Genomic DNA, 26,975 nt, shown 5'->3' on the forward strand with positions numbered 1-26,975 from the left:
ACACCCGTATTCCGACAACACCCACGTAAATGGCTGTCAGACAGCCGTCCGTCGGTCAGCCGACGTGCCGGCCTGTGCGGCAACGAGCACCGTCCGAGTAACTGCTGAGACGGCACAATCGATGTCTTCACTGACGGAAAAGCCACCCGTAGAACCATTACACGGCAGATGGAATACCTTGATATGACGGCCGACGACGGGGGCATCGTCGACGACGCGCTCCTGACGGAGACCGGAAGCGGCGGATTGCTGGGGGAGGGATACCTCGCCGAGCGACCACTGGAAACGTATCTCGACGCCGCTGAACAGCCGCGGATGGCCTTCGCAAGTGGCCATCGGGGCATCGTCCAGGAAACGGACGGGACGGAGACGGTACATAGCCCCGGCTCGGGCTACCGAGCACTCCTCGCGCTCACGGGCCGACGAGCGGTGATGGTCGTCGGTGACGGCGACGGCGACCGGTCGTTCGAGGTATCGTTCGACGCTGTCGAAGACGTCGAATCCGAGACGGGATTCCGTCGCTCTCGAGTGACCCTCCGGACCGAAAGCGGAGTTACTTGGCACTGTTATCCGGAGACAGTCGACGCCGAAGACGTCGCGTCGTATATCGAGACGGCTGCCGACGCCTGGGCACGGTTCGAAGCCCACCTCACGAAAGCCCGAGACGCTGTTTCAGCGGCCGAGAGCGCCAGAACGACCGAGGACATCGAAACCGCAAAGGAAGCCTGCGAACGGGCCCAGACGGCCCTCTCGACCGCCCGGGACGTCCAGGAGACGTTCGATGATTCCGTCCCGGCCATGGAACAGCGGTTGACGTCAGTACGAGAGGCATGGCTCGAGGAACAGCAAGACCTGGTCCGCGATCGCGCCAGATCACACGTCAAACGAGCCGAGCGACGCTGGCACGAAGGGGCCTACGAACAGGCGGCCGACGGCTACGAACGTGCACAGGGACTACTCGAGTCGGTACTCGAGGGAGACCTTCCGGAGAAGATGGCAACACCGGTCAGGGAGGATCTCGCCGCTATCGAACGGGACCTCGAACGGCTTGGGCAGGCACCGATCCGTCGAGCACTCGCGACCGAGCGGGCCGCCGAACGGGCCGAGAACCCCGAAGTGGCGATCGACCACTGGCGGGACGCCCACGAGCAGTTCCGGACAGTACTCGAACTGGACTGGGGGCGCGAACAGTCTCGCTTCGACGGCGAGTCCGAGGGTATCCGAGACCACCTCGAAACGGCCGTTTCCGGATTATTGACGGCCCGAAAACACGCAGCCGACCAGCGGTGTCAAGAGGCGAACCGCCGTCTGGAGGAAGGACAGGTCGAGGCGGCACGCGCCGCGTTCGCCGACGCCGTCGACCACCTGGAGGCGGCGATTTCGACGGCACAGCAACTCGCCCCGTCGGCGGTCGACGCACTCTGCGACCGGCTCTCGGACGTCGAATCCCGAATCGACTCGCTCGGGGACGACGAACGGGACTCGGTCGACGACCCGGAAACCGAAGACGGTGGCGGCCAGACAGACGCCGACGAAGTTTCGAAACCCGAGGCCAGTGACGGCGAGGAGGCCACCAACGAATCGGACGCCAAGCCAGAGGACAACGCCGACGAAACAGACGTCGATGGGGCTGCAACGCTCGAAAGTTCCCATTACACCGTCGAGTCCGGGAACGGGGACCAACCCGCCGACGAAGCGGCGGTTCGGGGACCGCCCGGTAGGACCGAAGAGACAACCAAATCCACTGTCGACGAGGCGGTGCTGGAAACGGCCGTTGACATCTGGAAGGTGCTTGGGTGGTCGGTCGAACGGATCGACGACGATACGGCCGACGGTATCGCCAGGCGGCCGGACGAATCGCGTCCGATACTCCTGTCTGTTCGGTGTCAGAACGCGCCGCTCGGGGCCAGGGACGTTCGTCGACTCGACAGCGTGGCCAAAGAGCGCAGTGACGATCCCACGCCGGTACTGGTGACGACCGATCCGGTCGATCCGTCGGCATTCGAGACGGCGATGATCCGGCGTATCACGCTGATTGACGCCGCTCGACTCGACGAATTGGCTCGCTCGACCGGTGTAGATTCCGCGATCGACGTCGACAGCGTCCCCGAAGGTCACTCACAAGGGTGAATCTTCAAGTCCACGTCGACCGACGTCGTCGTATGGAAGACACGTCCGGTATCGTCGCTCGCGAGGTCGCGTTCCTGAACCGGGCCGTCCAACTCGGGTTCGCAAGCGGCCGCGTGATCGCCGTTTCCTTCCCCGATTCACCGCCGGCAGACGCCGACGACGAGCACCCGCTCCTCGAGGAGATCACCGCCTACTTCGAGGGCGAGGACATCGACTTCTCCGGTTGGGAAGTAGCGCTGACGATGCCGACCGACCGTCGGGACGTGCTGGAGACGCTCCGGTCGATCCCCTACGGCGAGGGAGTCAGCGTCGAGCAACTCACACGAATGACACCGGGTCTCGATCCCGAACGCGGAGAAGATGTCTCGCTCGTTCGAACGTCCCTGGCCGAGAATCCTGTCCCCCTGCTGGTTCCCGACCATCGCGTGGCCGACGGACCGAGCGGAGCACCGCCGGCCGTCGAACAGCAACTGTGCTCGATCGAAGGGCTGGCATAGGCGATCAGCCGCCGATCGGATCGACGCCCAGTCCCTCCTGGACGAGGAACTCCGTCGCGTTGAGAACGTAGTGGGCGACGATCACGACCAGCAGACTCCCCGTGGAGACGTACACACCGGCCAGCGCGAGGCCGAGGAGACCAGTGACGAGTACACCGGCCTGTCCCTGGATCCCGTGACAGAACCCGAAGGCGACCGAAGAGACGATCGCCAGCACCCACGGCGAGGTTCCCAGCCCGGCCGCGGGAACGCCGATCGCCGCCGCCCGGAAGAGCAACTCCTCGCTGACGGCAACGATCGGTAGAGCGAACCCTAGCAGGGCGAGCCATCCCCCGGTCGTTTCAGGGGCTAGCAGTTCCCGGAGCCCCTCGTCGGTACCGAACCCGGCCGCCTCACTCAACGCCGTCATGACCTCGCTACCAAACCAGAGTACGACACCGACGACGAGGCCCGTCAAAACAGCCCGGAGACCCACGCTGGCAGGGGCGGCAGTGACGCCGAGCGCGTCGAGCGGAACGTCGAAGTACCACGCGCCAGCCGCCACGACGACCGCGACTGTTCCCTGCGTGAGTGCGACGTTAGCCACCAGTGCGGCGGTCGATAGCGACTCCGCTGTCCCAGTGGTGGCATCCGGACGGTCAGTCGAACCGACCACGGTGCCGTCGTCGAGTGATGACACCCCAACAGATTCGTCTTCGCTCGGAATCGTAGGCGAGTCGTCTGCTCCCCGACCGGCGGAGCCCGTCGATTCGGCGGAGTCCCGGAATTGCGGATCGGACTCGACCAGCCGCTGTGTGAGACGTGTCAACACCAGCAAAACGGAGATGAGCAGCGCGGTCAGGCCGACGAATCCGGCCCACCGGGTCACGCTACTGCGGGCTCGGGTTGGTCGGGCCGACCTTCCGTTCGAGGGCCTGACCAGTGATCGACTTCAGCCGGTCCACCAGGCTGTCCTTCTCAGGTTCACCCGCGAGTGCGACCTCGAGCACCTCAGAGAGATGTGAGACCGGAATGATCTCGATCTGGTCTTTGTACTCGTCCTCGATCATGACGTCCTGCTCGTTGGCCTTGGGGATGATCACCTTGTCGAGGCCGGTCTTGGCGGCAGCCTCGATCTTGTGGGTGACACCGCCGACTGGGAGCACGTCACCACGGACCGACAGCGAGCCGGTCATCGCGAGGTTCTGCTCGACGGGGATGTCCTCCAGCGCGGAGATGACGGCTGTCGCGACCGTCACCGAAGCGGAGTCGCCCTCGACGCCTTCGTAGGACTGGACGAACTGGATGTGAATGTCCTTCTCGCTGATGTCCTCGTCTGAGAACTTCTTGATGATTGCGCTGACGTTCTGGACGGCCTCCATCGCGATCTCCTGGAGTTTCCCGGTCGCGATGACTTCGCCCGGTCCCTGTGAGGGGGCGACTTCCGCCATGACGGGCATGACGATGCCAGAGTCTTCGCCCATAACAGCCAGGCCATTGACACGGCCGACCGCGCTGCCCTCGTTGACAGTCATCTTGTAGTCCTTGCGGCGCTCGATGTAGTTGTCCGCGAGCTGCTGCTCGATCGAGCGCGAGCGGTCCTTGGCCTGGAGGACGTCCTCGCGTTCGGTGTACTCCTTGTCTGCGGCACGCGCAATGTCGCCCGCCACGCGGACGAGACCACCGAGGTTCCGGAGTTTCAGCGAGAGGTGTTCCTTGCGGCCGGCGCGCCGGCGCGCCTCGAGGATGACTTCCTCGACAGCTTCCTCGGTGAAGTGGGGCAGGCGACCGTCTTTCTCGACTTCCTGGGCGACGAAGCGAGCGTACTTCCGGCGCATTTCTGGCTCGTCGTCGATGGTGTCGTCCATGTACACCTCGTAACCGTAGCCCTTGATCCGGTCGCGCAGGGCCGGGTGCATGTTCTCCATCGCATCGAGGTTCCCCGCCGCGACCATGATGAAGTCCGTCGGGACGGGTTCAGTCTGGACCATCGCACCTGAAGAGCGCTCACTCTGGCCGGTGATCGAGAACGCGCCCTCCTGGATCGCGGTCATCAGCTTTTGCTGTGAGCGGATGTCCAGGGTGTTGATCTCGTCGACGAACAGCACGCCCTTGTTGGCCTTGTGGATCGCGCCAGCTTCGACGCGGTCGTGGCTGGGCGTCTCCATGCCGCCGGACTGGAAGGGATCGTGACGGACGTCTCCCAGCAGCGCCCCAGCGTGGGCCCCCGTCGCCTCCTCGAAGGGCGCAGTCTGCTTGTCGGCGTTGTTGATCAGGAGGTTCGGAATCATCGCGTCGCTGCCCCGGGCACCGTAGCGGAACGCCAGGTAGATGACCCCTGCGGCGAGGATGCCGAGCAAGACCTGCCCGGCCAGGAACAGCGAGTAGCCGATGACAACCGCGATGATGATCCACATCAGGAACGATCGCATCTGGTTGCGCTTGCTAGCCTCTTCCTTGTGGGCGTCGACGATCTGTTCGCCTTTGCCCGCCGGGACGGTCCGGACCTTCGGTTCGTTGCCGTCGTCCGGGTTGTGATAGACGAGAACGTCCTGGAGGTCCTCCTGTGGGAGCAACTGGCTCATCGCCTTCGCGAGCATCGACTTGCCCGTACCGGGCGAGCCGATCATCATGACGTGGCGACGCTGCTTGGCCGCCTTCTTGACGATGTCACGGGCGTGGTCCTGCCCGATAACCTGATCGACCAGCCGATCGGGAACCTCGATGTCTTCAGTGGTCTCGACGTCCAGCCCGCCGAGTATGTCCTCCTCGTCGGCAGCGACGACCGCCTCCTCGTCGACCGTGACGTCGCTGCCGAGATCGTCGATCCCGTCGTCGCCCTCGGTTGTCGGACCGGCGTCCGCCGGGGACGAGTCCTCGGTCCCGGAAGCGGGGGACTCCGAGACAGTGTCCTCGTCGTCGGGCGGCGGATCGTCGGTATCGATGTTCTCGCTCATTTTGAACGGGTCAGTCATCGAAAGACAAGTGCTGTCGATTCATATACTTTCTCCTCACGACCCGGTTTGCCAGCCGGCGAAAACCGCAAGACTGCACTGTCTCGTTCCCGATAGCCGCCCCGCACTCTGACCCGCCGGGTTTATCAAAACTCCTCGCCTGTACTTGGATATGAGCCGCGGGTTCTACATCGGCCGCTTCCAGCCCTATCACAACGGCCACCACACGATGGTCGAACGCATCGCGGCCGATGGAGAGATCGACGAACTCGTTCTCGGTATCGGGAGCGCGGGCAACTCCCACACCGTCCACGACCCATTCACCGCAGGCGAGCGTATCATGATGGTCAACAAGGCCGTCGCCGAGTTCGGCCTCCCGACCTACGTCGTCCCCATCGAGGACCTCGAACGGCACTCGGTATGGGTGAGTCACGTCCAGAGCATGTGTCCGAACTTCGATCTCGCGTACTCGAACAATCCCCTGGTAATCCAATTGTTCGAGGAAGCCAACATCGAGGTGCGGCAGTCGCGGATGTTCGATCGCGAGCGCCTAGAGGGCAGCGAGATCCGCGAACGCATCATCGAGGGCGATCAGTGGCGCGACCGCGTCCCCGACGCCGTCGTCGAGGTCATCGAGGAGTGCAACGGCGTCGAGCGCCTCCGAACGATCTCCCAGTCGGACGTCGTCGAACGCTGGGAAGCGACCAACGGCAAACGCGGGGACAGCCACCGAAACGTCGAGTAGCCCGGACATCTTTCCCGGACACGCGCCTATTTCCCGCCGATGATCACACTCAGTTCCGACTTCGGATCACCCTATCCTGCGGCGATGAAGGGTGTCCTCGCCAGCCGGACCGACGCCAGATTGCTCGACGTCTCCCACGAGCTCCCCCGCCAGGACGTCCGGGCGGCCGCCTTCTGGCTCCGGGAAGTCCTGCCGTACTTCCCGCCCGCCGTCCACCTCGTCGTGATCGATCCCGGCGTCGGGACCGACCGGGCAGCACTGGCGATCCGCGCCGGCGGGCACGGCCTCGTCGGCCCCGACAACGGCGTTCTCCTCCCGGCCGCGCGCACACTTGCCGACGACACGGACGGACCCGGCGAGATCGAGGTATTCGAGTATACCGACGACGATCCGGAAAGCGTCACATTCCACGGCCGAGACGTCTTCGCGCCGGCCGCGGCGACCGTCCAGGAGACTGGAATCGAGGGACTCGAACGCCACGACCGGTTTTCCCCTGTCGAGGAATACGCAGACCTGACGTTCCCCGACCCGACGATCCGCGAGGACGGCGCCGACGGCGAGGTGCTGGTCGTCGACGACTTCGGCAATGCGATCACGAACGTCCCGGGCGAGGTGCTGGCAGATCGCTTCGGCGAGGCCGTGAGCATCAACGGCGCCTGGGCGCCCGTCCGGCGGACCTACGCCGAAGTAGACATCGACAACCGAGTCGTCACGGTCGGCAGCCACGGGAACGTCGAACTCGCAGTCAATCAGGGCTGGGGTGACGAACGATTCAGCGTCTCGACGGGGTCCCGGGTCCGACTCCGCTGGACGTGAGGCCGACGCCGTTAGATAGTCCGACTGTCGTCGATGGAGATTTCGCGTCCGAACAGGATCGTTATCTCCTCGTCGATGACCGCCCCGCTACGATTTTTGGGGATCCGCAAGTGGTACTCGATCCCGTCTGACCCCGAGACGAGGTCGAACCGCCAGACTGCGTCCGCCACGTTGAGCGTCATCTCCCGGAGCGGTGGAGTGTGGTCGTGTTCGATACAGTGGAGCACTCCCACGCTGTCGGTGTCCAGGGCTCGCTCCTTGAGTTGGTTCAGGACGCTCTGGTACGTGCCGCGCCGGTCGCTCGCCTCCAGTGGAGTCATGGGATCGACGATCACGTTCGACTGCCTATCGACCGTCCGTATCTCCTCGTAGATGGCATCGAACGGTGCCCGGGAGTCATCAAACGACATCGTGTACGATCGATCGCCGGTCAACTCAGCCACGAACTCGGTGTCCATGTTCGCGTGAGTTCCAACGTACCTGACGTCCGCGGCGTCGATGCCGCCGTTGGCACGGTCAAGGTGATCTTCGATGGCTGCCACGGGACGTAACGTCGAGAGATACAGCGACGGCCGCTCTTGCATGAGAACGTGCAGCAGTCGCTCACTCTCGCTGTCCGGCGGCGCCACGATCGCCAAGAGGTTTCCGGGCTGGAGTCCACCGTCGAGCCGTCGGTCCAGTCCGGTAATCCCCGTCGAAACGTTGTCCCTCATTGTCATTCACCCGCTCTTTCATATGAATTATACTGTGTTTACAACACACACGTGCAGATACCCCTATTTGATTGACATATCTGGACGTTCAGGTTCCCTCCCCTGCATACATTGAGAGACATTCACTAACAAAGTAGTGATGAAAGCGACAATTTGTGCTGGAAAGGGACGAACGGATACCCGGCGGGAGAACGCCGAGGCGCTCATCGCGCCGAAGGTGTCCTGAGAAGGGTGAAAGACCGGTGGAGATACGCCACAGGTCGTTGAACTGCGCAGTTAGCGGAGATCGTCCGAACGTCGGCTGTCCGGGAAAGCCGTCCGATAGGGCAGTCGATTACAGGCCCAGAATAGCCGCCCGTCAGGATGTCGGAACGAACCGACCGGCAGAAACGAGTCTCTCTGGATGTACTCCCATCATCTCACTGAAACGGCACCGCCAGCGCCGCCGTGGTCGAGCTGATCACGATCCAGCCGACGTAGTTCCACCATGGAACGCCACGGAATCGTGGTCCTGGGAAGTCATCAGTGTAGGTCCAGTAGCCGTCTGCGACGCCTCTGTGATCGGCGAGTAGATCGTAGCCTGCCGCGAGTGCAGCGGCGACGGCGACCGCCAGCCACTCCCCAGTCCCGAGCAGGGCCACGCGGAAGGCGACGTAAACGATTCCCGTCCAGCCAAAGAGGACGTAGACTGGCACGCCGTAGATTTTCGGGTCGACGTGGTGTTCGAGAAGTCCGAGATTGATCACGACGGCCTCGGCGACGAACGCGACCAGTGCTCCGCCGCCGAAGAGGGCAATCACGGCTTCGGGTGGCCAGGTGAGAAACGCATGGACGAGTGCGACAAAACCCACCACGACCGTACCGAGGGCGAACGGGCGAGTTGATGACACGTTCGTTCATAGAGCGTCCGGGGCTTTCAGTCGACCGCACGGACGCTCGGAGAGGAAGAGACGACGACAATCAGGAAGCAGCCAAAGGTGCGTGTCCGTCGAAACGGAAGACTGAGTCGGCGTTAGCTCGCGGCGATGACGTCGTCGATGCGGACGATCATCGTCGCGGCCTCGGTGGCGGACTCGACGGCCTCGTGCTTGACCGCGGCGGGGTCGATCACGCCGTAGCCGTCTTGCGATTCCCACATCACTACTGTGTGGATTCAGTCATCTATGACGTGGGGGCGTTCACCGTATGGCAATTTGCTTTATCGACGTAGTCACAAAAGTATGTTAGGGAGGCGCGTGTGGTTGGCAGTCACATTGTGATGGTACGTGCATCCCCCTTCTACGATATCAGTACCATATTGGAGTGCGTGCCGAGAAGGGTCTTGTTCCCACCAATCTACGGTTGTATACATTACTCCACCATGTCTTGCAAAAGAATACACAAAATCCATCAAAACTGTCGTCTTAACAGCAACAGAAACGTGTATGAAAGTCGGATCCCCCCGTCAGAAACGTGAAGATAGACCCACTTAGATCCGTAATAGGCTCGGATGAGAAACGACTGTGGCGACCCGCAGAGTCGTTCGCAAGTTAGGTGGGTGTCCTTGTACGTTTGTCCCGAAATCCGCCAGAAATCGGATTAGACCCGTGTGCGTACACGCGTGATTGTCGATCGGGAAAGAGGGTTCGACGGCCAGAATTTCTATTAGACACGCACCTGCGCGTGTGTCTCACGCAACACCCCTCTGGCAGAATTATCAACTTCTAATAACAAAGATACAAGAACGCCTCTGTTCCGCGATCAAAGAGTCTACTGGGGGTATATGGTCCTACAATCCCAGACTGAACTTGTTATCCGCAACTGTGGTACCACGGAATTTCACCCGTCAATTCGGTTGTTGTCTTGCGATTATACTAAAACCGTGGTGAGTAGAACCATTGGAATCACCAATATAAGTATCGAATTAAAGGGATGTAGGCGGGGGACCGTTTCATCAAATCAGCATTGGTTACAGAATCAAACCCTATACATCATTTTCCAGTAATAATATGAGGGGTCAAACGGTTCTGCCGTGTGGCGATTTCACTATTATACCAGATATATAATATAAATGATCAGTGTATTCAGAAATATTGCCGTAGAGAGGTCCTACCTCCCTTTTATTAGGAGGAGCAATAAGTGTCAGAACTCATATATATGGCCCGCCATTCAAATTCGCAATCCCGCCAGAAAATATGTTGCTATCGGTGATACCGCTCTAGAACAGGCTTCTGGCTACGTAGCGTATACTCTACAGCGAATTCCTCATACTTCAAGTCCCGAATTTTCTTGCCCGATTCAATGAGCTGAGAAGCAATGTCATCAATCGATTCTACATTCAGACATGCCTTTTTTGTATTCAGTTCAACTTTATCCTTCACTTTCGTCCATTGGACTTCCTGACCACATCCAGGACAACGCTCCTCTTCAATTGTCACTTCTTTCCTTCCTTCTCCACATTCACTACACTCTACGTGCCTTTCCACACTCACTACAATTGGCATGTCTTTCACATCCTCAAGAGCTGTTTGGGGCATACATTTATATATTAGTCTTTTATTCATATATAAATCTTTCCCCCCAATGATGTCCTATTGGCTATTACGTATAATGCGTAGTTTCATTGACCGTGACCTATGCCGATTGGAAACATCAATATCGGTGTGGAAATCAATTGCTGCAGCCACATCTGACATGAACACGTTGCCCCCCGTGTCAAGTCCATCCTGAATCAACATCGTGGTGGCATAGACAGAATTACCCCCGACATCTGGATGTTCATCTGCTTTCTCAACCAACTCACGTACTGCGGTTTCATCGCATAGAGTATCTCGTGAAATTGGTTCTTGATTCATTCACAGAAGATTATACGACTTTGCAGCACTACGAACGTCCGACTCGGTAACGTTCGTGTCGAGTCGGTCACTCAGGTATCTGGCAGTCTCTTTCACGCTAAGTCCGTCACTCGCAAGCAATTGAGTCAGCACACGAGGATCTTCATGAACGGGGGTCGTTAGGAGACTCAATTTCCAACTCTCGCCACTCGGGAACGTTAGCTCAGTCGGTGAACGATCGTCCCTCCCGTCATCACCCCCCTCAGAAATCTCTATGTCGTGAATCTCACACGCTTGACGTATGGCAGATTCGTCTGTTCTAATCTCGTTCGATGCGTCTTCAAGCGAGTTGATTTGCTCACTGTTGAACAGATTAGTGAGAAAGTCGTGCGCTTCGGGTCGGAATAAGTCGCTCCTCGTTAGATAGTCTTCATAACAGGGATCGACTTCCCCGTCGAGAGGCACCTTATCAAAGGACTCTACTGCGGGGGATCCTTCTTTGAAGCCAACACGTCGCCGCAGGTAAAGGTCATCACTCCTATCGGGGCGATCGTCACGCTTGTCCCCCGTGCAATTTTCTACCTGTTTTGCCGAGAGGTTCATTGAGAATCACCGTAAACAGACTTCGGCAGTGCATACCAGAGGGTTTCTGACATGACGCCTTGACCCGAGACGAATCCAAGTATAACAGCATTTTCGTGCAAATCGATTTCGTCTTGGTCAGGTGCGTTAGTCTCGGTAAGGAGGACGTGTTTTTTTTTCCTCTCCCTCAGAGATTGCTCGCAAACTTGTACCGTGTCCTGATTCGAGCTTTACGTGACTCAGCTTGCCAAACTCGATTACGTCGCCAACATCAATGCCAGTTTGCATTACTCTCATCTTCTATTTAATAAACTACTATTGTTGTATTTATACTTTAAATAGGGCAATAAGAGTATACGTAATGCAGGAGCCTCTCCGCTTCTGCATACGTGTTTGGTTCAATTCGAGTCTTCTGTTCGGGGCTGTGAACCGACCGTATCGGCCTTCTACAGGTCGTTAATGTCGATATTGAAGTCTGGTCATGCGGGTGAGAGTCCCGCCTTTGCAGTTGCATTCAGTACAGTCTGCTTGGGGTGACACTTGTTTTGTCACCCCAATCTCATACCCATTAGAGGTGGGTCTGTCGTTCGCTAATGGCATTGAACGCCTTGCGAACGGATTTGAGTACCTCACCGTCCGACATACCGAGTCCGTCAAAAACGTCGTCATTGACTTCATCTAAGAGCGTCTGAGTGGCGTCAGTAACATCATCACCAACAGCATATCCACAATATCCGACTACCATGGCTTTGTGCCCCCCGTCTGGGTTCCAAGACTTCTTTTCGGATTCGGGAGCATTACTCACGTCATAAATAACGTCATCGGCAAGAGCGCCATTACCCAAAATAGCTGACACCACTGCCTCAATTTCCTTATCGCCGTTTATTTTACTGGTTCTCATTTCCTTGCCCGTTGCCCCACGAACGTCCAACCCCATTTGGAAACGATACTTGTTTCCGTTTTTCTCCTGGCCCTTTCCTTTCTTATCATAGTCCCAACCCTTCTCTGGGTCAATTACCTCTCCCGCTTTCCAGTCTGTTCGAGCAGGAGAACTTTGCGGCGTTCGTGCGAGCGGGGAATCACTGTCTTGCTCTTCCCATTGACGTTTACTTGAGATTGAACGACCTTGTGACGCATAGGAATCATCAATCTTCGGGTCACCACTACCGACTTCATAACAGTCGTCTACTGACTCAGACTCACCGACATCAAGGTAGTCGCTATCAACGTCCACTCCCGTGTCGGTAGGATCGTCTTGAAACTTCCAATGTTCTACCATCGTTCACCTCAAACAAGAACCTCAATTACGTCACCGAGAGAACGCTTATGAGGATTTAGAAAAATATCGGATTTTAATTTTTCTATGACAACACGACATTCTTCTGACACGGTGACAGTCGTGTTATTTCTGTGATTTAATACGCGCCCCCTAATGCGATTATCTCCCTGCCACTCACCTGCGATGCGGGCAATTGCATGGCTGTACTTCGTATCAGGAAATTGACTATTCAACTCTTCAAGCGTCGCTCGTGAAATTCGTACAGTCTGCATAAATTTAATACGCTCCTCTTACTGCGATTATAATTTAATACGTGTTCCGTACAGCGATTAGAGATTATTCTCTCTGTAGAAGTCGATCAATTCAACAAGCATGGTATTGTGGCTCACTTCCGTTTCTGAGCCATATACCGCCCGTTCAAGTTCGTTCAACTCATTCAACTGTGCTTCCAAAACTCGAATACGAGATTCGTTCGATGACATCTCTGTTACCTCCTACTTACAAGTATTAATGATAATAGCGCCCTCTGGCGATTACGTATGTAGAGGGTAGAAAGATATACATCCCTTATAAACTATTTAAGGACAGTAGTAGTGTATATAGTGCGGGGACGGAGAAGAGTGATAGGTAAGATACTTTCTGTTAAATATTTGTGATGTTGTTGGAAAGACCTCTCTTCTTTCGGCAATCACGTCACCCCATCGCTCCGCATTCGATTCAAACAGCAAATCGAATGCGGACCGAGGGGCGACGTTCAGACAGCATGGGAAAGAAGAAGAGGTGTGTGAACTGGCTGCGGCATAGATCACTTTGACCCGCAGAGAATTGTTTGTGTTAGACATCCTCGTATCATGGATATTTGAGTGAAGAATTATCCCTCACTCGGTGGAGTAAGAAGAGACGTGCCTGTCACCAACGTTCAAAACAAATCGTCTCTCACCCGTCTCACGACTCTTTGAACGGGGGAGAGACGTTCCTTGCAGACGTTTGTGATGGGGGCAAGGTGATTTTTGTCGTTGTCAAATATACACTCTCCTCTCTATCCCAACTGCTGTCGGGGAGCGAAATTGCTCGCGTGAGCATTTTGATTTGCGGTTTGAATCAAAATGCGAACCGAGTGATGAGCGACCCGCGGGATAGAGGAGAGTTCTGTGTATAAGTACAATTGTATCACCGAAATATTCGTTGATAGAATATTTCAAAAAATAATTCTTCTCTGTTTAGAGATAACTGTAGCGATTCTAAGAGTTTTTCATCGTTCCCATGCTCACCACGCATGTGTCAAACAAACCGACTGTGGCGACTGTCAGGCGGGTTAGAATGGAAATGAGGGTGTCGCAATACACGTCTGCAGGGGAGAATCAGAGTAAGCTTGCTTCGGGAATATGCCTTCTCTCTCGATAGGTATGAGACAGATATACATCAATATATTTAATGTATCTATCACCTACCAATATATTGGTATGACACGAAAAGTATGATCCCTCCCCCGACAGTCCAAAAGAAAAAGAATTGGACAAATTCTGGACTGGCATCCTGTGGATAGATGTTTATAATAGCGTGCGAAAATAATAAAATAATTCCCAACAGGAGAATTGAAGGAAGGACAAGAACCACAAACAGCTTAATGATGTTTGTATTCTGGATATCACTAACATTCTCCAAAGATTCAATTTCTTCTCCCGTGTCCGTTACTTCCCGATCGCTCTGTGAATTCAGGTGGTTAGATGGTACAGACGGAGCGTCTGATAGCAGATTATAGTTCGATAAGATATCTTCATTGTCGTTCTGGACAATCATTTGAGCAAGCGATTGTCCATCCACTGTTTTGACATCTAAATCACGGGCCAGTCTCTTCGCCTGTGTACTAAAATCCCCCGTGGTAACGATCACGACCGTATCAACGTCACTCACCTGTTGATACAGGGTAGCGTATTTCCTCACTTCTTCGCTACCAATTGTATTCGAGTCAGCATACCGTTTGACCTGGATCAGGACTTTCTGTTGAAACGGTTGTTCTTTAATCGCTTCCACGTCAATGCCCCGATCCCCACTCTTTTGGCGAACAGTCGTATCATAGCCTTCTGCTTCCCATACGTCGGCTACCAACTTCTCAAAGTCGTATGGATCAATCTGTTGGAGCCGATGTTGAATCTCCCGAGCGGATAGTTCTGTCGCAGTCACTTGTTTTGCTATTCAAATTCATTCGTGTTGAATGTTCCTCCCCACCCATGCGGTCACTGTCGCATCACACCCGTCTGAAATACGGTAATGGTAACGCCGATCGGGGGAGGCGCGTATCTCCCACTCACCTCCTTGGATGTGCCTCTAATTGCCTACTCAAAGAATTGCCGTCGAGATTCAGTTTTCTCAGACTCGGAACGAACGTCATAGTGTTTATCAAGAATATCTTTACTCACGTTTGCCCTGTCGGATATCGCTCTAACGGGAATGTCCTTTGTCAGTAGATACGAAATTGCCCCCCGTCGAACATCGTGTGGTGATTGGGTCGATGGACATTGAGAGGCGAGTGAAACGATCTGCTTTGCATCACAGTCGTCGGGGTCACGGTCATGTGGACAGACATCACCCCGTTGGCAAGGACGTGTCCATCGGTACACGGCTCGTCGTAACGTCGATATCCCAGCACGCCCGTGTTTCGTCGTCAATAGTGGGTCACGCCCGTGTTCATCAGTTGTCTTCACACGGGCGTGTTCAATGTAATCGTCAAGTGTCTCTGTTGTTCGGTCGTCAAGTGCTAACAACCGTTCACCCCGTTTGCCGTTTTTCAACGATGTCCCTGTTTCGGGGCGATGGCGGACAGCAAGAGTCTCTGCGTCTGGGTCAAAGTCGTCCACGTCGAAGGATCGTACTGTCCCAACGCGGATCGCCGTGACCCACAGCAATCGGAGAAGTGTGTGATCCCGCGAGGCGTACTGGAATTTTCGAAGGTGTTCGAGTATGGTGTCAGCTACGTCAGTCTCAAGGCGAGTCTCACGAGTTTGTTTCTCCACCTGTGGCAAGACTATTCGCTCTGCAAGGCCAACTGAGGCGGCTTCAATCGACTCTGCAAAGCGAATATATTGTCGTAGAACGCCGAGTTGTGACCGAAGAGTATTCCCGTTCACTTCTTCTCGCCGTTCTTTGCGAAAGTCGTGGATGTCACGCCCATCCAAATCTGCCGTCGCTGTTACATTATTGTCATCACACCACACAAGGAACCGTTCAAGAACGTATCTGTGGGAGCGACGTGTACGGTCGGCTAAGTCCGTTTCCCTCTCAGAAAGGTATAGTTCCAGAACGGAGTGTGGGTCGATTCGATCCAAGTCCGTTTTCGGGTGTGTCGTTTCCATTATTGTCACCGCCATACGGCGGCGACCCGCAGTCATCAACGACTGAATCCCATCACGGGTATCGGACCGAGTTTGACCCGATTACCGTGGGTCAAACCGCCCGATTGTGGACGAATCTCCTTAGCTCGCGGCGATGACGTCGTCGATGCGGACGATCATCGTCGCGGCCTCGGTGGCGGACTCGACGGCCTCGTGCTTGACCGCGGCGGGGTCGATCACGCCGTACTCGAGGGGATCGGCGATGACGCCGGTCTGGCCCTCACTGATGACGCCTGAGAGGTCGTCGTCCTCGTAGGCCGACCGGAGGTCGACCAGAGCGTCGATCGGGTCCATGCCCGTGTTCGTCGCAAGCGTCCGCGGGACCACATCGACGGCGTCGGCGAAGGCTTCGACAGCGAGCTGCTTGCGGCCCTCGATGGTGGCGGCGTGGGAACGGACGTAGTCGGCGACGGCAATCTCGGTGGCGGCCGCGCCGGGAACGACGCCGCCGCGTTCGAGGGCGGCAGTCACGACGTCCAGGGCGTCCATGATGGCGCGTTCGAGTTCGTTGACGACGTGTTCAGTGCCGCCGCGGGCGAAGATCGTTACTGCCTCGGCAGCCGCGCCGCCCTCGACGAAGGTGAGATCCTCCTCGCCGTAGGCACGGACGCTGACCGAGTCCGCTTCACCGAGTTCGTCAGCTTCGAGATCCTGAACGGAGGTGACCCGGCTCGCGCCGGTCGCACCGGCGATGGCCTCGAGGTCGTCAACGCCGTCCAGAGCCAGCACGTCCTCTTTCGCGAGGTAGGCGGCGACGCGGTCCTCGACATCGCCGGAGACGAAGACCACGTCGACACCGAGATCTGCGAGCCGTTCGGCGTACCCGCGAAGTTCCTCCTCCTCGGCCTCGATGGCAGCGTTGAGCTGGTCGACGTTGTTGACGTTGTACTCGGCGTCGATGTTGCTCTCCTTGAGGTCGACATCGCCGTCGACGACGGCAATATCGGCGTCCTCAGCCGTCCGGGGCATGTTGTCGTGGACGGGCTCCTCGTCGACGATGACGCCCTCGACGAGTTCGGTCGCGCTCGAGGAAGAACCGACCTGCGTGTGGATCGTGATGTTCTCGCGCTCGACGCGCCCGTCACGGACGTGACGGATCGCCTCGACGACTGTCTCGGCCAGGGGCTCTGCAGCGACGTCGCCGGTCCCCTTGCCGGTCATGCTCGACTCGGCGACTTCGACCAGTGACTCGTCGTCCAGGTCCCCGTCAACGACGAGGTCGTCGATGGCCTCGCGGGCGAGGCGCGCGGCCTCGTGATACCCCTCGACGATCGTCGTCGCGTGGACATCGTCCTCGAGGAGATCTTCGGCCTTCGCGAGCAGTTCGCCCGTGAGGATCGAAGCGGTGGTCGTCCCGTCGCCGACCTCTTCCTCCTGAGTCTCGGCGACTTCGACGATCATGTTCGCCGCGGGATGCTCGATGTCCATCTCGTCTAAGATGGTGGCGCCGTCGTTCGTGATCACGACGTCGCCGTCGTCGGAGACGAGCATCTTGTCCATCCCGCGGGGCCCGAGCGTCGTTCGTACCGCCTCGCTGACTGCTTTCCCCGCCGAGATGTTCGAACTCTGTGCATCTTTCCCCTGTGTCCGCTGGGAGTCCTCGCTGAGAATAAACATCGGCTGACCGCCCATGCGCTGCTGTCCAGACTGTGACATAATTGGATCCTCGTATGAATGGTCGATTGCGGTTCTATATAAAAATTGCTATTCAGTGGTATTCGGCCGTGCCACCGAATCGACCACGACTTGCTTGCCCTCACAGTGTGGGTCGAGAAGCAGTTTTCAATAAATGACATATTTTTCCGTTTACGACCGATACTTACGGCCGGGCCGTGGCGTACTAGATGATGGTCCACACTCACGACGCGACGGGTGAGCCGGTCGGGGTGCGCGCCACGTACGAGTGCCCGGAGTGCGGTGCAGTCGTCACAGCCGAGACACATCCGGGCGAGTGCGCGATGTGTGGGAAACCGTTCCGGACGCGGTCAGGTACCGTTGAGTGACTCATTGGACTCTATGGTCACCACAGGCCACCCCGGGTTCGGACACCCAGGTCGACATCACTCCGCGACGGGAGATGTATGAGCGAAGACAACCCACAGCCATCGGCGGACCGGGGATCGTTCGCACTGGCGGAACAGCCGCTCGCGGATCGCATCAGGCGTGCAGGCATAGCCGGTGCCGGTGGTGCCGGATTCCCCGCCTACGCCAAGTGGGAGCGAGTCGACGAGGTCGACTCGTTACTTATCAACCACCAGGAAAGCGAACCGGACTTCAGCAAGGATCGCTGGATCGGGCGGACCCAGGCCGGGACGCTGGCCGCGTTCTGTGAGGCGCTGCTGGAGACTGTCCTGGACCGCGTCGTGATCGGAACCAAACAGCACTACCGGGGTGTGTGGCTGGGCGCCTTGGAAGAAGCCACTGACGCGACGGTTTACGAACCCGACGAGCTACCGATCGACGACAGGGAGACCGGCGTGATCGTCGCCTGTACCGACGACCGCTACGAGTACGGGATGGAGAGCGTCCTGTTGCGGACGGTCAACGATACCGTCATCGGTCGGGACCTGCCGATGGATCACGGGTGGATCGTCCAGAACACCGAGACGCTGTATAACATCGCGCTGGCACTGAGCGAGGACCGGCCGGTGACACACAAGTTCGTCCACGTTGATGGCGACACCCCCCGCCACCGGTTCCTCAGAGTCCCGGTGGGGACGCTGGCGACGGACCTCCTCGCAGTCGCAGGACGACCCGGGGGCCCCGGATCACACGAGATTCTCGCCGACGGCGGGCCGGGTTGGAGTTTCGAAATCGAGCGAGACCCTGACATGTTCGGCGTCACCAAGCGGACGAACTGTCTGTTGATCATCGACGAGGCGCTTGCCGAGGACAACCGGATCGCCAACGGCCGCATCAATATTCTCGGTCCCCAGGCCTGGAAAGGCCGCAGTCTCGAGGACGAGCCGACTGATCTGGAGCCAGACCGGGTTCGGATCCCGCTGTTGAGCAATGCGGACTACGAGGGCATCGCCGACTACGCGGACCCGACCGTCTCACCCGGCGAGGACGTGACGGTCGGCGATCGGGTCGCCAAACCCACCGCAGACGCGATCAGCAACGCCCACCACGCCTCCATCGACGGGGAGGTCACGGCCGTCACGGAACACCACGTCACGATCGAACGCCAGTAAGCAGCGTCGTCGAGTTGGCCGAGATCACCGTCCCGTCGCCACGGAACACCACATGAACATCGAAGGTCGGTGAGCACCTGCACGCGTTGCAATCACGTCTCACTCGCGTTCGAGAACGTGGACGTGCCTGTCCAGGGACCGGTGGACACGGCGTTGGAAGTGCGCCCCGACCGTCCACCCGGCGTCGGTCGCCACGTCAGCCCACGGGCGGTCACCGACGACGACCGCCCGGGGGGCGAGTCGCCGTGCCTCCGCGAGTGCGTCGGCAAGCAACGGCGCGAGGTCGTCGCCGGTGATTTTCGTCTGTCGCCCGTAGGGCGCATCGAAGACCACCGCGTCGACGGCGTCGTCCCGGAACGGGAGTCGTCGCGCGTCACCTCGACAGACGCCGAATCGCTCCCCGACGAGCGCAGTCAGGTTCTCACGGGTCCCCCGCACCATCTTCGGGAGAACGTCGACGCCCATGACGTCGGCCCCGACCAATCCCGCCTCGATCAACAGCCCGCCGGTCCCGCACATCGGATCGAGGAGCGTCGTGCCGGGGCGGCCACCGGCGACGTTGACCAGCGCGCGGGCGAGCACCGGATCCATGCTCCCGGGCTGGAAGAACGGACGATCAGTCGGCGCGCGATCGGTGAACGCTCGGTCGGGCTCACTCGCGAGCCAGCCCAGTGCACAGACACCCTCGTCCCCATGGGGAGCGACTGCAACAGCCTTGCTGTCCCCGACCGATGGTGATCCGGCGAAGACGACACGGAGCTCGTGATCGGGGTCCTCTAGGTCCACCGTGAACCCCCGATCGACGAGCACCGAACCGAGTTCTCGCTCGACAGCCTGGGTACTGATCCCCGTCGCACCACGAACGTCGCGTGCCCGTACTGCGACTGATCCAGTCCGATCGAACGACATCTCCCCGAGGTGTTGACGAGCACGTTCGATCGTTGGGTCCGTCGTCCCCACGAGTTCGCTGACGCGGTGGGTCAACGCGAGCTTGGTGACGCGGCCGGTGATCGCGCCCGCAGTCGCCAGGCCACCGCCGACGACGGAGACGTCACTGGCGGCGCTCGACGCCTCGTAGGCCGCGAACGCGTCGTCGGTGCCCGCCAGCTCCAGCAGATACACACCCGTAGGGAGTGTCCGTCGGCGCTTGTCTCTGGCGGTTGCCTGCCAAGCAAGGGACGTGTCGATCCGAAGAGTCCGAAGGGAGTGCGACGGACGATTCCTGCCCGTGGGACCCTGAAATGGCCCATACCCTGAATAATGGGGTGCTTATAAATCTTAAATACCAACCTTTATAAGACTTAAATACGATCTCCTATTCGAATCATGGCTGACCCCAAGGAAACGATCAACATCGAGAACGTGGTTGCTTCGACCGGGATCGGTCAGGAGCTCGACCTACAGAGCGTCGCGATGGACTTAGAGGGTGCCGACTACGACCCCGAGCAGTTCCCCGGGCTGGTCTATCGCACGCAGGAACCGAAGTCGGCGGCGCTGATCTTCCGGTCGGGGAAGATCGTCTGCACCGGCGCAAAGAGCACTGACGATGTCCATCAGAGCCTGCGGATCGTCTTCGACAAACTGCGGGACCTGGAGATCCAAGTCGACGAGGATCCCGAAATCGTCGTCCAAAACATCGTCACGTCGGCCGATCTGGGTCGCAACCTCAACCTTAACGCGATCGCGATCGGCCTCGGTCTGGAGAACATCGAGTACGAGCCCGAGCAATTCCCCGGGCTGGTCTACCGGCTCGAAAACCCCGACGTCGTCGCGCTGCTCTTTGGCTCGGGTAAACTCGTCATCACTGGCGGCAAAGAGCCAGACGACGCCCGCGAGGCCGTCGACAAGATCGTCTCCCGGCTCGAAGAACTCGGCCTGCTGGAATAACAACCGACAAGCGCCTGCCCGCCGAAGGCCGCATATGCTCTCACTCGCGTCTTCTCATCTCCTGTTACTCCCGAGCGCTCCCACCGGAGCGACGGCGTTGCGGACGGCAACGGCTGCGGGCGATACGGCCCTGCGGACCGCAGCAACCGGGAGGCATACAGTCCTGCAGACTGGCCCGATCGGCGGGGGACTCGCTGCCCTCATCGGCGTGTTTCTGGCCGTCTCGCTGTTCTACGCCGTCACACTGCATCTGGCGGCGACGTTTTTCCTGGGCGACGTCCCCAGTCAGCGGGCCGCCTACGTCGGTCCTGTCCCCGCGGCCGTCTCGATCCTGCTGGGCCGCTACGGACTGGAAAGTGTTGGCGTCTTCTCACGGGAACTTGGCGTGCTGGTCGTCCTCGTGACGACACTGCTCGCCGACGCAATGGCGGTCGCGAAAGTCTATGGCCTCTCCCGACGGGCGACGACGGTACTGACGCTGTTGCACTTCGCGTTCGCGACCGTGCTCGGGATCGCGCTCGCCAATCTGTTCGGCTTCATCTGAAATGGGGTCTGGAACGAGGGAGACCACGACGGTCATGGGAATATCGGAGCCGAAGCTTCACGGAGAGTGATCGCAAGAAGAGCCTAGGCCGGGATTTGAACAGCGCAAGACGGTCGCTCACTTTGTTCGCGCTGCGACTTGCTGGCTCAAATCCCGGATGTTGCTCTCGCTCCCCACGTCTGTTCGTCGCAGAAAGCCTAGGCCGGGATTTGAACCCGGGCTCTCGTCCTTACCAAGGACGCGCTTTACCGCTAAGCTACCCAGGCGCGTACCCCAGTCTTACCCGGAGTTAACTTTAGGCGTTTCGATTCTCAGTGATCAGCGGATGTCCGGACGCCGTCGCCGCCGGTCGAATCGATCGAGACCAAAGCAGACAGCCGTTCGTCGGGGAACGTCGGCGTGTCGCCGTTGGTCAGCGTCGTATCGGCCAGCGAGGTCGCGTACTCTCTGAGTCCAGGCGAAGGCTGGCCGCCAACGGCGGTTGTCCCGGCGACGGCCGCCAGTTCGAAGACATCGGCCTCAAGGTTCCGATCCAGTGAGGGGTCTCCGGTCTCGCGGCGGACAGTCTGGTCGCGACCGAACGCCCGGACCGTCGCGACCGCCTCGTCGGAGGCTTCCGTCCGAGCCAGCAGATAGAACCCGCGACCGACGAGGATGTCTGCAATCAACACGTCGAGGTCGCCCGCCGCTTTGTGGCCGGAGAGCCACGGCGGATCCTGAGCCAGCGTCCGGGTCAGCCCGAGCCCCTCGTGGATGAGTTGGACGCCGGCGGCCCGCTTGGCCACGGCGTCAGCTAATGGATCATCAGGGTGTTCGATCACGGCGTGAGCCGATCCGGGGGAGCGATGTTCCAGGACGGCGCGGGCACAGTCGATCGTCAACGCGCCCGCCGCCATGGAACTGCCCTCCAGGCGGGAAACGATCCGTTCGTGCAGTCGCTCGGGTTCGACGTCCTCGACGGCGTCCGTGGCGGCACGGCGAACCACCGCGGCTTCCTGCATTACGCCGAACTAACGGAGGCAAAGTCAAAGACCTTTGGAAAGGTCCCATCTCACTCACCGGCGTCTCCGCACCTGAAAGAGGCCCCTACAGCGGTTCCGGTGCCGGAGGAGTCGCTCGTTTATGCGCGCTTCGCTGGTACAGTTCCTGAACGTGTTCGACGACCGACTGTTCGACGCCGACGATTTCCGCCGTGGCGCTAGCACCGGCACTCCCTTCGATGTGCAGCGCCAGGATCGAGTCGATCGTGTCGTACTCGACGCCCAACTCACCCTCGTCAGTCTGGTCGACCCACATCCCCGCAGTGGGCGTTCGGGAGGCGATGTCTTCCGAGACGTCGAGGTGGCGGGCCAGTTGGCGGACCTGCTGTTTGTAGAGGTTAGCGATCGGGTGACAATCGACGGCGCCATCGCCGTACTTCGTAAAGTAGCCCGTCAACGACTCAGTCCGGTTCCCGGTCCCAAGGACGAGCCCGTTCTCAGTGTTAGCGACGAGATAGTTCAAAACAGCACGGGACCGTACCCGAACGTTTCCCACAGCCATACGGTCGTCTTCGGCGTCGGGATACGCATCGAGGAACGCTTCGACGATGGGTTCGATCTCGACGACGTCGTAGTCGATGCCCAGGTCCTCGGCGACGCGTTCGGCGTCGCTCATCGTCTCCGGATCGTTGACCTCGCTTGGCATCACCAGCCCGTGGAGGTTCTGTGCACCGATCGCTTCGACGGCGAGGGCCGCCACGGTGGAACTGTCGACGCCCCCAGACAGCCCGATTACGGCCCGCTTGAGGCCGGCACCCTCGACTTGGGTGGCGATGAAATCAGTAATGTGCTCGCAGTGGGCTGTCAGTTCGTCCTCGGACAGCCGGAGATCGAGCGGCGAATCCCCTTTCGCGATCGACTGGCTTTCTGACATCTGTTTCCTGAATCGGGCTCCAGGAACTAATAGGCATCCGTCCACCCGGCACAGATAGACACGCGTCGAAGAATCGATAGCCGAACGAGCACAGACGGATCCCCCGAGACGACGTTTGTGACCCCCACTGGAACGCGTCTCGAACGCCGGACTACGTTCAAACGGGCATACCTGTCCCGACCGTAAGTTATTTGATAGTTCCAGAGGTTTGCTGACAGCATGCACGATGTTCGGCCCTCCAGGCGAGTTGCAACTGTCGTGATGGCGCTGTGTCTGAGTGCCACACTTGTGGTGGGTGGCCCTATCAGCGTCGAGGCACAGAATACCTACCTGTCGGTGACGAACGTCTCCCACACGCCGGAGATGCCGACGGTCGGGGAGACCTTCGAAGTCGAGTTGACGCTCCAGAATCAGGGCGAATCGACCGCTCGGTCGGTCACGATCAACGAAGTCTACGCCCAGACCCCGGGGCAAAACACGTACTTCGCAGACGATCTCGGACGGCTCGGGCCGGGCGGTTCAATGACAGTCTCGGTACCGGCGACCATCGACGAACCCGGGACCCATAGTTTCGACGTCAAGGTCAACGGCGTCGACTCCCATGGGAACGTTGTCACTGTCCGCCATCCGGTGACAGTCCGCGTCCTCGGTGCTGAGAAGCCGCAGATTCAGGTTGATTTCGAGCGCGAGGACGGCATCGTCGGGGTCGATTCGGAGGCAAACGTCACGGTCGCGAACGGACTCCCGGACGCAGTCAGAAATCTCCGTCTCGAACTCGACGGTAACGGGATCGGCATCGACTCCCCGACGCGGGTCAGTTCCGAACTCTCTGGCGCCGGCGAGCAGACGTACGCGTTCACGTTGACGCCGACAGAGGCGGGGACGCGTAGTGTGACCGCTGAACTACGCTACACCGACGGCACGGGCGAGACCAAGACCGTCGAGACGACAGAGACCTACGACGTCGAAGAACTGACCCAGCAGTTACAACTCGACGTCAGAACGATCGAGGGGGATTCAGCCGTGGAGGTGAATGCGGTCAACCTCGGGAATGCGCCGTTGGAAGATGTTGCCGTGACAGCCGAAAGCGACGCGGCAACGGTCTCGACCGGGCTAATCGACCGGATTCCGTCCCAACAATCGCGATCGGTTCGGCTCAACGTGACTGACATCACGGCTCCGCGTCCGGAATTACGGATCCGGGCAGCCTACGATGTCGGCGGCGACCGCCTCGAGACGGAGACGACGGCTGCCGCAGCGCTCGTCCCGGGCGAGGTCGAACTCACGGGGATCGAGATCACTCCTGCGGGCGGCGGGACCGTCCAGTTGACAGGGACGGCCAGTAACGTCGGCGGGACGGACGTCTCGGCGGTGACCGTCCGCGTCCAATCTGATACGGGCGTCGTGCCGAGCAGTTCGGGCCAGGAGTACTTCGTCGGAGAGATAGAGGGTAGCGACTTCGCCTCGTTCACGGTGAACGCTCGCCTCGCCGATCCCGGTAATCGGACGACGGTCCCACTCGCGGTGACCTACCTTGTCGATGGCCACCAGCGCCGGGCGACGGCCGAGGCGAGTTACGAGCCGGCCCCGACGCCGGATCCGGCACAGACAGGCGGGGGAGGTCTCCCGCTCGTCCCTATCCTCGTCGTACTCGTCGTCGTCGGCGCAGGCGTCTACGTCTGGAGGCGTCGCCGTGCTGATTGAAACCCGTGACGTCTGGCGGCGCTACACCCTCGGTGGCGAAATCGTGACCGCGCTGGCGGACGTAAACTTCGGCGTTGAGCCCGGCGAGTTCGTCGCGGTCGTTGGTCCGTCGGGATCGGGGAAGTCGACATTGCTGAACCTCATCGGCCTTCTCGATACGCCCGACGAGGGGACGGTGCTGGTAGAGGACGTCGCGGCGGAGACGCTCACGGACGGAGAACGGACCGAACTCCGTCGGGACACGATCGGGTTCATCTTCCAAGACTTCTATCTCATTCCGACGCTGACCGCTCGCGAAAACGTCGCCCTACCTCAGCTGTTTACGAAGCCAGCGAGCGAGCGCAACGACCGGGCTGTCGCTTTACTGGATCAATTCGGCCTGGGCGACCGGACAGAACACACACCCTCGGAACTGAGCGGCGGGCAACAACAGCGGGTCGCGATCGCCCGCTCGTTGATCAACGATCCGGCAGTCGTCCTCGCCGACGAGCCCACGGGGAACCTCGATCAAAACACCGGGACGACCATCCTCGGGGAGTTCGAGCGGATCACAGACGATGGGACGAGCGTCGTCGCCGTGACACACGACCGGCTCGTCACCGACTTCGCCGACCGGGTGGTCGAACTCGTCGACGGCCGCGTCGGCGACACCACAAAAGCAACGCAGCATGTCTCCTAGATCACTCGCCGACCGGGTGCCAGTGCTATCGCTAGCACTCCGGAACCTCTCGCGGTCGAAGACCAGATCGGCGCTGGCAGCGATCGGTATCGCGATCGGCGTCATCGCGATCGTCTCGCTGGGTATGTTTGGATCGGCGTTCCAGCGATCACAGATGGAAAACATCGGCACGATCGGGAACAACGTCGGCGTCTTCCCCGGCGAGGACCTGGATCGGGCAAACTTCACCGAGACGCAACTGCAGGAGATCCGGCGTTCGGCACAGCCGGCGGATCTGATCGCCATCAAACAAGACAGCCGTGAGATGCGAACCCGTGAGGGAACAACCAGCCGGACCGTCTATGGCATCGCCGAACCGGACCGACTCTTCGACGTCAGGGACGGGCAGATCCCGCCCAACTGGCGTAGCGGCATCGTCGTCGGCGACCAACTCGCGACGGTGGAAGGGATCGAGACTGGTGACGCCATGAATCTGGACGGCCAGACCTACCGTGTCGCGGCGGTCCTCGAAGACGCGGGTCAAGCCACACTGATCAACCCGAACAGCGCAGTCATCCTCCCACCCTCCCGGTTCGCCGAAGACACCTACACGCAGGTCATCGTCCTGTCGGATACGACCGCAGAGGCGACCCAGACAGCCGAACGGATCCGGACGGCGATGAACGACCGGCGCGAGCGCGTCCAGGTCTTCGAGTTCAGCCAGCTCGCCCAGCAGATCGGGCAGCTGTTCCTCCAGCTCAACCTGTTTCTCATCGGGATCGGCGCAGTATCGCTGGTAGTCGCCGGGACGAGCATCCTCAACGTGATGTTGATGAGCACGGTCGAACGCCGTGGGGAGATCGGCGTTCTCCGTGCAGTCGGCTTCAAGCGCCTCGCAGTCCTGCGAATCTTCCTCACTGAGGCGGCCTTGCTCGGGCTTATCGGCGGGACCGCCGGCGTCATTGTCAGCGTGCTCATCGGGGCCGGCATCCACAGCCTCTTTCTCGGCGATCCGCTTGCGTTCGACACGCTGAGCCTGATTTACATCGGCGGCGGGTTCAGCTTCGGGATCGGATCGGGACTGATCAGCGGGGCCTATCCGGCCTGGAAAGCGTCGCAACTCGATCCGGTTGAAGCACTTCGCGAGTGATTGTCGCGCGGCGTTTCAGGTTCT

The 26,975-nt window shown here is 59.3% G+C and carries 23 protein-coding genes, 1 tRNA gene and 1 pseudogene; 11 read left to right on the forward strand and 14 right to left on the reverse strand.

Annotated elements, in window-relative coordinates; translation table 11 throughout:
• Positions 1–183: 183 nt before the first annotated feature.
• The gene (locus BN2694_RS06980) at positions 184–2,130 is read left to right on the forward strand and encodes a restriction endonuclease (RefSeq protein ID WP_135663725.1); all 1,947 of its coding nucleotides are present in this window, start codon (positions 184–186) and stop codon (positions 2,128–2,130) included.
• Between the two features lie 32 nt (positions 2,131–2,162).
• Positions 2,163–2,627, forward strand: a complete 465-nt coding sequence (locus BN2694_RS06985; protein ID WP_135663726.1) for an MGMT family protein — start codon at positions 2,163–2,165, stop codon at positions 2,625–2,627.
• Positions 2,628–2,631: 4 nt separating this feature from the next.
• Here the strand turns inward: BN2694_RS06985 and BN2694_RS06990 are convergent, their stop codons facing one another.
• Positions 2,632–3,495 (reverse strand): CPBP family intramembrane glutamic endopeptidase, encoded by an 864-nt coding sequence (locus BN2694_RS06990; protein ID WP_135663727.1) that lies wholly within the window; start codon positions 3,493–3,495, stop codon positions 2,632–2,634.
• Between the two features lies 1 nt (position 3,496).
• A complete protein-coding gene (lonB, locus tag BN2694_RS06995; protein WP_135665493.1) occupies positions 3,497–5,563 on the reverse strand; it encodes an ATP-dependent protease LonB in 2,067 nt (688 codons plus the stop codon).
• 169 nt (positions 5,564–5,732) lie between these two features.
• On the opposite strand from lonB, the gene BN2694_RS07000 reads away from it, so the two are divergent.
• Both BN2694_RS07000 and BN2694_RS07005 read left to right on the forward strand, forming a co-directional pair.
• On the forward strand, positions 5,733–6,305 hold the full coding sequence (locus BN2694_RS07000) for a nicotinamide-nucleotide adenylyltransferase (RefSeq protein ID WP_135663728.1): 573 nt from the start codon (positions 5,733–5,735) through the stop codon (positions 6,303–6,305).
• Between the two features lie 39 nt (positions 6,306–6,344).
• Positions 6,345–7,121, forward strand: coding sequence for an SAM hydrolase/SAM-dependent halogenase family protein (locus BN2694_RS07005; protein WP_135663729.1), 777 nt, complete (start codon positions 6,345–6,347; stop codon positions 7,119–7,121).
• 11 nt (positions 7,122–7,132) lie between these two features.
• Here BN2694_RS07005 and BN2694_RS07010 read toward each other — a convergent pair whose 3' ends face one another.
• The 8 genes and pseudogenes from BN2694_RS07010 to thsA all read right to left on the reverse strand — a co-directional run bounded on the left by BN2694_RS07010 (position 7,133) and on the right by thsA (position 17,532).
• Complete coding sequence (locus BN2694_RS07010; protein ID WP_135663730.1) at positions 7,133–7,840, reverse strand: RAD55 family ATPase; 708 nt, start codon at positions 7,838–7,840, stop codon at positions 7,133–7,135.
• A gap of 413 nt (positions 7,841–8,253) precedes the next feature.
• Positions 8,254–8,724 carry a carotenoid biosynthesis protein gene (locus BN2694_RS07015; RefSeq protein ID WP_135663731.1) on the reverse strand — a complete coding sequence of 157 codons (471 nt, stop codon included), beginning with the start codon at positions 8,722–8,724 and terminating at the stop codon, positions 8,254–8,256.
• A gap of 122 nt (positions 8,725–8,846) precedes the next feature.
• A pseudogene (locus BN2694_RS17905) lies at positions 8,847–8,951 on the reverse strand (TCP-1/cpn60 chaperonin family protein); the annotation flags it as partial.
• A 1,063-nt stretch (positions 8,952–10,014) separates the two neighbouring features.
• A complete protein-coding gene (locus BN2694_RS07025) occupies positions 10,015–10,350 on the reverse strand; it encodes a hypothetical protein (RefSeq protein WP_135663732.1) in 336 nt (111 codons plus the stop codon).
• A 1,447-nt stretch (positions 10,351–11,797) separates the two neighbouring features.
• The gene (locus tag BN2694_RS07030; RefSeq protein ID WP_135663733.1) at positions 11,798–12,508 is read right to left on the reverse strand and encodes a hypothetical protein; all 711 of its coding nucleotides are present in this window, start codon (positions 12,506–12,508) and stop codon (positions 11,798–11,800) included.
• Between the two features lie 1,443 nt (positions 12,509–13,951).
• Positions 13,952–14,692 carry a restriction endonuclease gene (locus BN2694_RS07035; protein ID WP_167879977.1) on the reverse strand — a complete coding sequence of 247 codons (741 nt, stop codon included), beginning with the start codon at positions 14,690–14,692 and terminating at the stop codon, positions 13,952–13,954.
• Positions 14,693–14,844: 152 nt separating this feature from the next.
• Positions 14,845–15,897 (reverse strand): tyrosine-type recombinase/integrase, encoded by a 1,053-nt coding sequence (locus BN2694_RS18130; RefSeq protein ID WP_135663735.1) that lies wholly within the window; start codon positions 15,895–15,897, stop codon positions 14,845–14,847.
• A gap of 84 nt (positions 15,898–15,981) precedes the next feature.
• Positions 15,982–17,532 carry a thermosome subunit alpha gene (gene thsA / locus BN2694_RS07045; protein ID WP_135665494.1) on the reverse strand — a complete coding sequence of 517 codons (1,551 nt, stop codon included), beginning with the start codon at positions 17,530–17,532 and terminating at the stop codon, positions 15,982–15,984.
• A gap of 215 nt (positions 17,533–17,747) precedes the next feature.
• Here thsA and BN2694_RS07050 point away from each other — a divergent pair, with 215 nt between their 5' ends.
• Both BN2694_RS07050 and BN2694_RS07055 read left to right on the forward strand, forming a co-directional pair.
• Positions 17,748–17,903: a rubrerythrin-like domain-containing protein gene (locus BN2694_RS07050; protein ID WP_135663736.1), complete on the forward strand. Its 156-nt coding sequence runs from the start codon at positions 17,748–17,750 to the stop codon at positions 17,901–17,903.
• Between the two features lie 78 nt (positions 17,904–17,981).
• The gene (locus tag BN2694_RS07055; protein WP_135663737.1) at positions 17,982–19,094 is read left to right on the forward strand and encodes an NADH dehydrogenase subunit; all 1,113 of its coding nucleotides are present in this window, start codon (positions 17,982–17,984) and stop codon (positions 19,092–19,094) included.
• Positions 19,095–19,193: 99 nt separating this feature from the next.
• On the opposite strand, the gene BN2694_RS07060 is transcribed toward BN2694_RS07055, so the two are convergent.
• Positions 19,194–20,216 carry a methyltransferase domain-containing protein gene (locus BN2694_RS07060; protein WP_135663738.1) on the reverse strand — a complete coding sequence of 341 codons (1,023 nt, stop codon included), beginning with the start codon at positions 20,214–20,216 and terminating at the stop codon, positions 19,194–19,196.
• A gap of 204 nt (positions 20,217–20,420) precedes the next feature.
• Here BN2694_RS07060 and BN2694_RS07065 point away from each other — a divergent pair, with 204 nt between their 5' ends.
• Together BN2694_RS07065 and BN2694_RS07070 are read left to right on the forward strand one after the other, a co-directional pair.
• Positions 20,421–20,981: a TATA-box-binding protein gene (locus BN2694_RS07065; RefSeq protein ID WP_135663739.1), complete on the forward strand. Its 561-nt coding sequence runs from the start codon at positions 20,421–20,423 to the stop codon at positions 20,979–20,981.
• A gap of 34 nt (positions 20,982–21,015) precedes the next feature.
• On the forward strand, positions 21,016–21,525 hold the full coding sequence (locus tag BN2694_RS07070; RefSeq protein ID WP_342210799.1) for a DUF7473 family protein: 510 nt from the start codon (positions 21,016–21,018) through the stop codon (positions 21,523–21,525).
• Between the two features lie 194 nt (positions 21,526–21,719).
• Here BN2694_RS07070 and BN2694_RS07075 read toward each other — a convergent pair.
• The 3 genes from BN2694_RS07075 to BN2694_RS07085 all read right to left on the reverse strand — a co-directional run bounded on the left by BN2694_RS07075 (position 21,720) and on the right by BN2694_RS07085 (position 23,439).
• A tRNA-Thr gene (locus BN2694_RS07075) sits at positions 21,720–21,791 on the reverse strand.
• Positions 21,792–21,836: 45 nt separating this feature from the next.
• Complete coding sequence (locus tag BN2694_RS07080; protein WP_135663740.1) at positions 21,837–22,526, reverse strand: DUF7114 family protein; 690 nt, start codon at positions 22,524–22,526, stop codon at positions 21,837–21,839.
• 85 nt (positions 22,527–22,611) lie between these two features.
• Complete coding sequence (locus tag BN2694_RS07085) at positions 22,612–23,439, reverse strand: NAD+ synthase (protein WP_135663741.1); 828 nt, start codon at positions 23,437–23,439, stop codon at positions 22,612–22,614.
• A gap of 219 nt (positions 23,440–23,658) precedes the next feature.
• On the opposite strand from BN2694_RS07085, the gene BN2694_RS17640 reads away from it, so the two are divergent.
• The 3 genes from BN2694_RS17640 to BN2694_RS07100 are packed head-to-tail and all read left to right on the forward strand — an operon-like array spanning position 23,659 to position 26,951.
• Entirely contained in the window at positions 23,659–25,143 is a 1,485-nt protein-coding gene (locus BN2694_RS17640) for a CARDB domain-containing protein (RefSeq protein ID WP_135663742.1), read from the forward strand.
• Positions 25,133–25,822: an ABC transporter ATP-binding protein gene (locus BN2694_RS07095; protein WP_244605381.1), complete on the forward strand. Its 690-nt coding sequence runs from the start codon at positions 25,133–25,135 to the stop codon at positions 25,820–25,822. The genes BN2694_RS17640 and BN2694_RS07095 overlap by 11 nt, the downstream gene beginning before the upstream one ends.
• A complete protein-coding gene (locus BN2694_RS07100; RefSeq protein ID WP_135663744.1) occupies positions 25,812–26,951 on the forward strand; it encodes an ABC transporter permease in 1,140 nt (379 codons plus the stop codon). Before BN2694_RS07095 ends, BN2694_RS07100 begins: the two co-directional genes overlap by 11 nt.
• Positions 26,952–26,975 lie beyond the last annotated feature (24 nt).

Origin of the sequence: Halorhabdus rudnickae (assembly GCF_900880625.1) — an archaeon.
GTDB lineage: Archaea > Halobacteriota > Halobacteria > Halobacteriales > Haloarculaceae > Halorhabdus > Halorhabdus rudnickae.

Bases quoted from the DNA above. Each gene is read 5' to 3' on its own strand.
- BN2694_RS06980 (WP_135663725.1), top strand. From the start codon at position 184: ATGACGGCCGACGACGGGGGCATCGTCGACGACGCGCTCCTGACGGAG.
- BN2694_RS06985 (WP_135663726.1), top strand. From the start codon at position 2,163: ATGGAAGACACGTCCGGTATCGTCGCTCGCGAGGTCGCGTTCCTGAAC.
- lonB (WP_135665493.1), bottom strand. From the start codon at position 5,563: ATGAGCGAGAACATCGATACCGACGATCCGCCGCCCGACGACGAGGAC.
- BN2694_RS07000 (WP_135663728.1), top strand. From the start codon at position 5,733: ATGAGCCGCGGGTTCTACATCGGCCGCTTCCAGCCCTATCACAACGGC.
- BN2694_RS07005 (WP_135663729.1), top strand. From the start codon at position 6,345: ATGATCACACTCAGTTCCGACTTCGGATCACCCTATCCTGCGGCGATG.
- BN2694_RS07010 (WP_135663730.1), bottom strand. From the start codon at position 7,840: ATGACAATGAGGGACAACGTTTCGACGGGGATTACCGGACTGGACCGA.
- BN2694_RS07025 (WP_135663732.1), bottom strand. From the start codon at position 10,350: ATGCCCCAAACAGCTCTTGAGGATGTGAAAGACATGCCAATTGTAGTG.
- BN2694_RS07030 (WP_135663733.1), bottom strand. From the start codon at position 12,508: ATGGTAGAACATTGGAAGTTTCAAGACGATCCTACCGACACGGGAGTG.
- BN2694_RS18130 (WP_135663735.1), bottom strand. From the start codon at position 15,897: ATGACTGCGGGTCGCCGCCGTATGGCGGTGACAATAATGGAAACGACA.
- thsA (WP_135665494.1), bottom strand. From the start codon at position 17,532: ATGGGCGGTCAGCCGATGTTTATTCTCAGCGAGGACTCCCAGCGGACA.
- BN2694_RS07050 (WP_135663736.1), top strand. From the start codon at position 17,748: ATGGTCCACACTCACGACGCGACGGGTGAGCCGGTCGGGGTGCGCGCC.
- BN2694_RS07055 (WP_135663737.1), top strand. From the start codon at position 17,982: ATGAGCGAAGACAACCCACAGCCATCGGCGGACCGGGGATCGTTCGCA.
- BN2694_RS07065 (WP_135663739.1), top strand. From the start codon at position 20,421: ATGGCTGACCCCAAGGAAACGATCAACATCGAGAACGTGGTTGCTTCG.
- BN2694_RS07070 (WP_342210799.1), top strand. From the start codon at position 21,016: ATGCTCTCACTCGCGTCTTCTCATCTCCTGTTACTCCCGAGCGCTCCC.
- BN2694_RS07080 (WP_135663740.1), bottom strand. From the start codon at position 22,526: ATGCAGGAAGCCGCGGTGGTTCGCCGTGCCGCCACGGACGCCGTCGAG.
- BN2694_RS07085 (WP_135663741.1), bottom strand. From the start codon at position 23,439: ATGTCAGAAAGCCAGTCGATCGCGAAAGGGGATTCGCCGCTCGATCTC.
- BN2694_RS17640 (WP_135663742.1), top strand. From the start codon at position 23,659: ATGCACGATGTTCGGCCCTCCAGGCGAGTTGCAACTGTCGTGATGGCG.
- BN2694_RS07100 (WP_135663744.1), top strand. From the start codon at position 25,812: ATGTCTCCTAGATCACTCGCCGACCGGGTGCCAGTGCTATCGCTAGCA.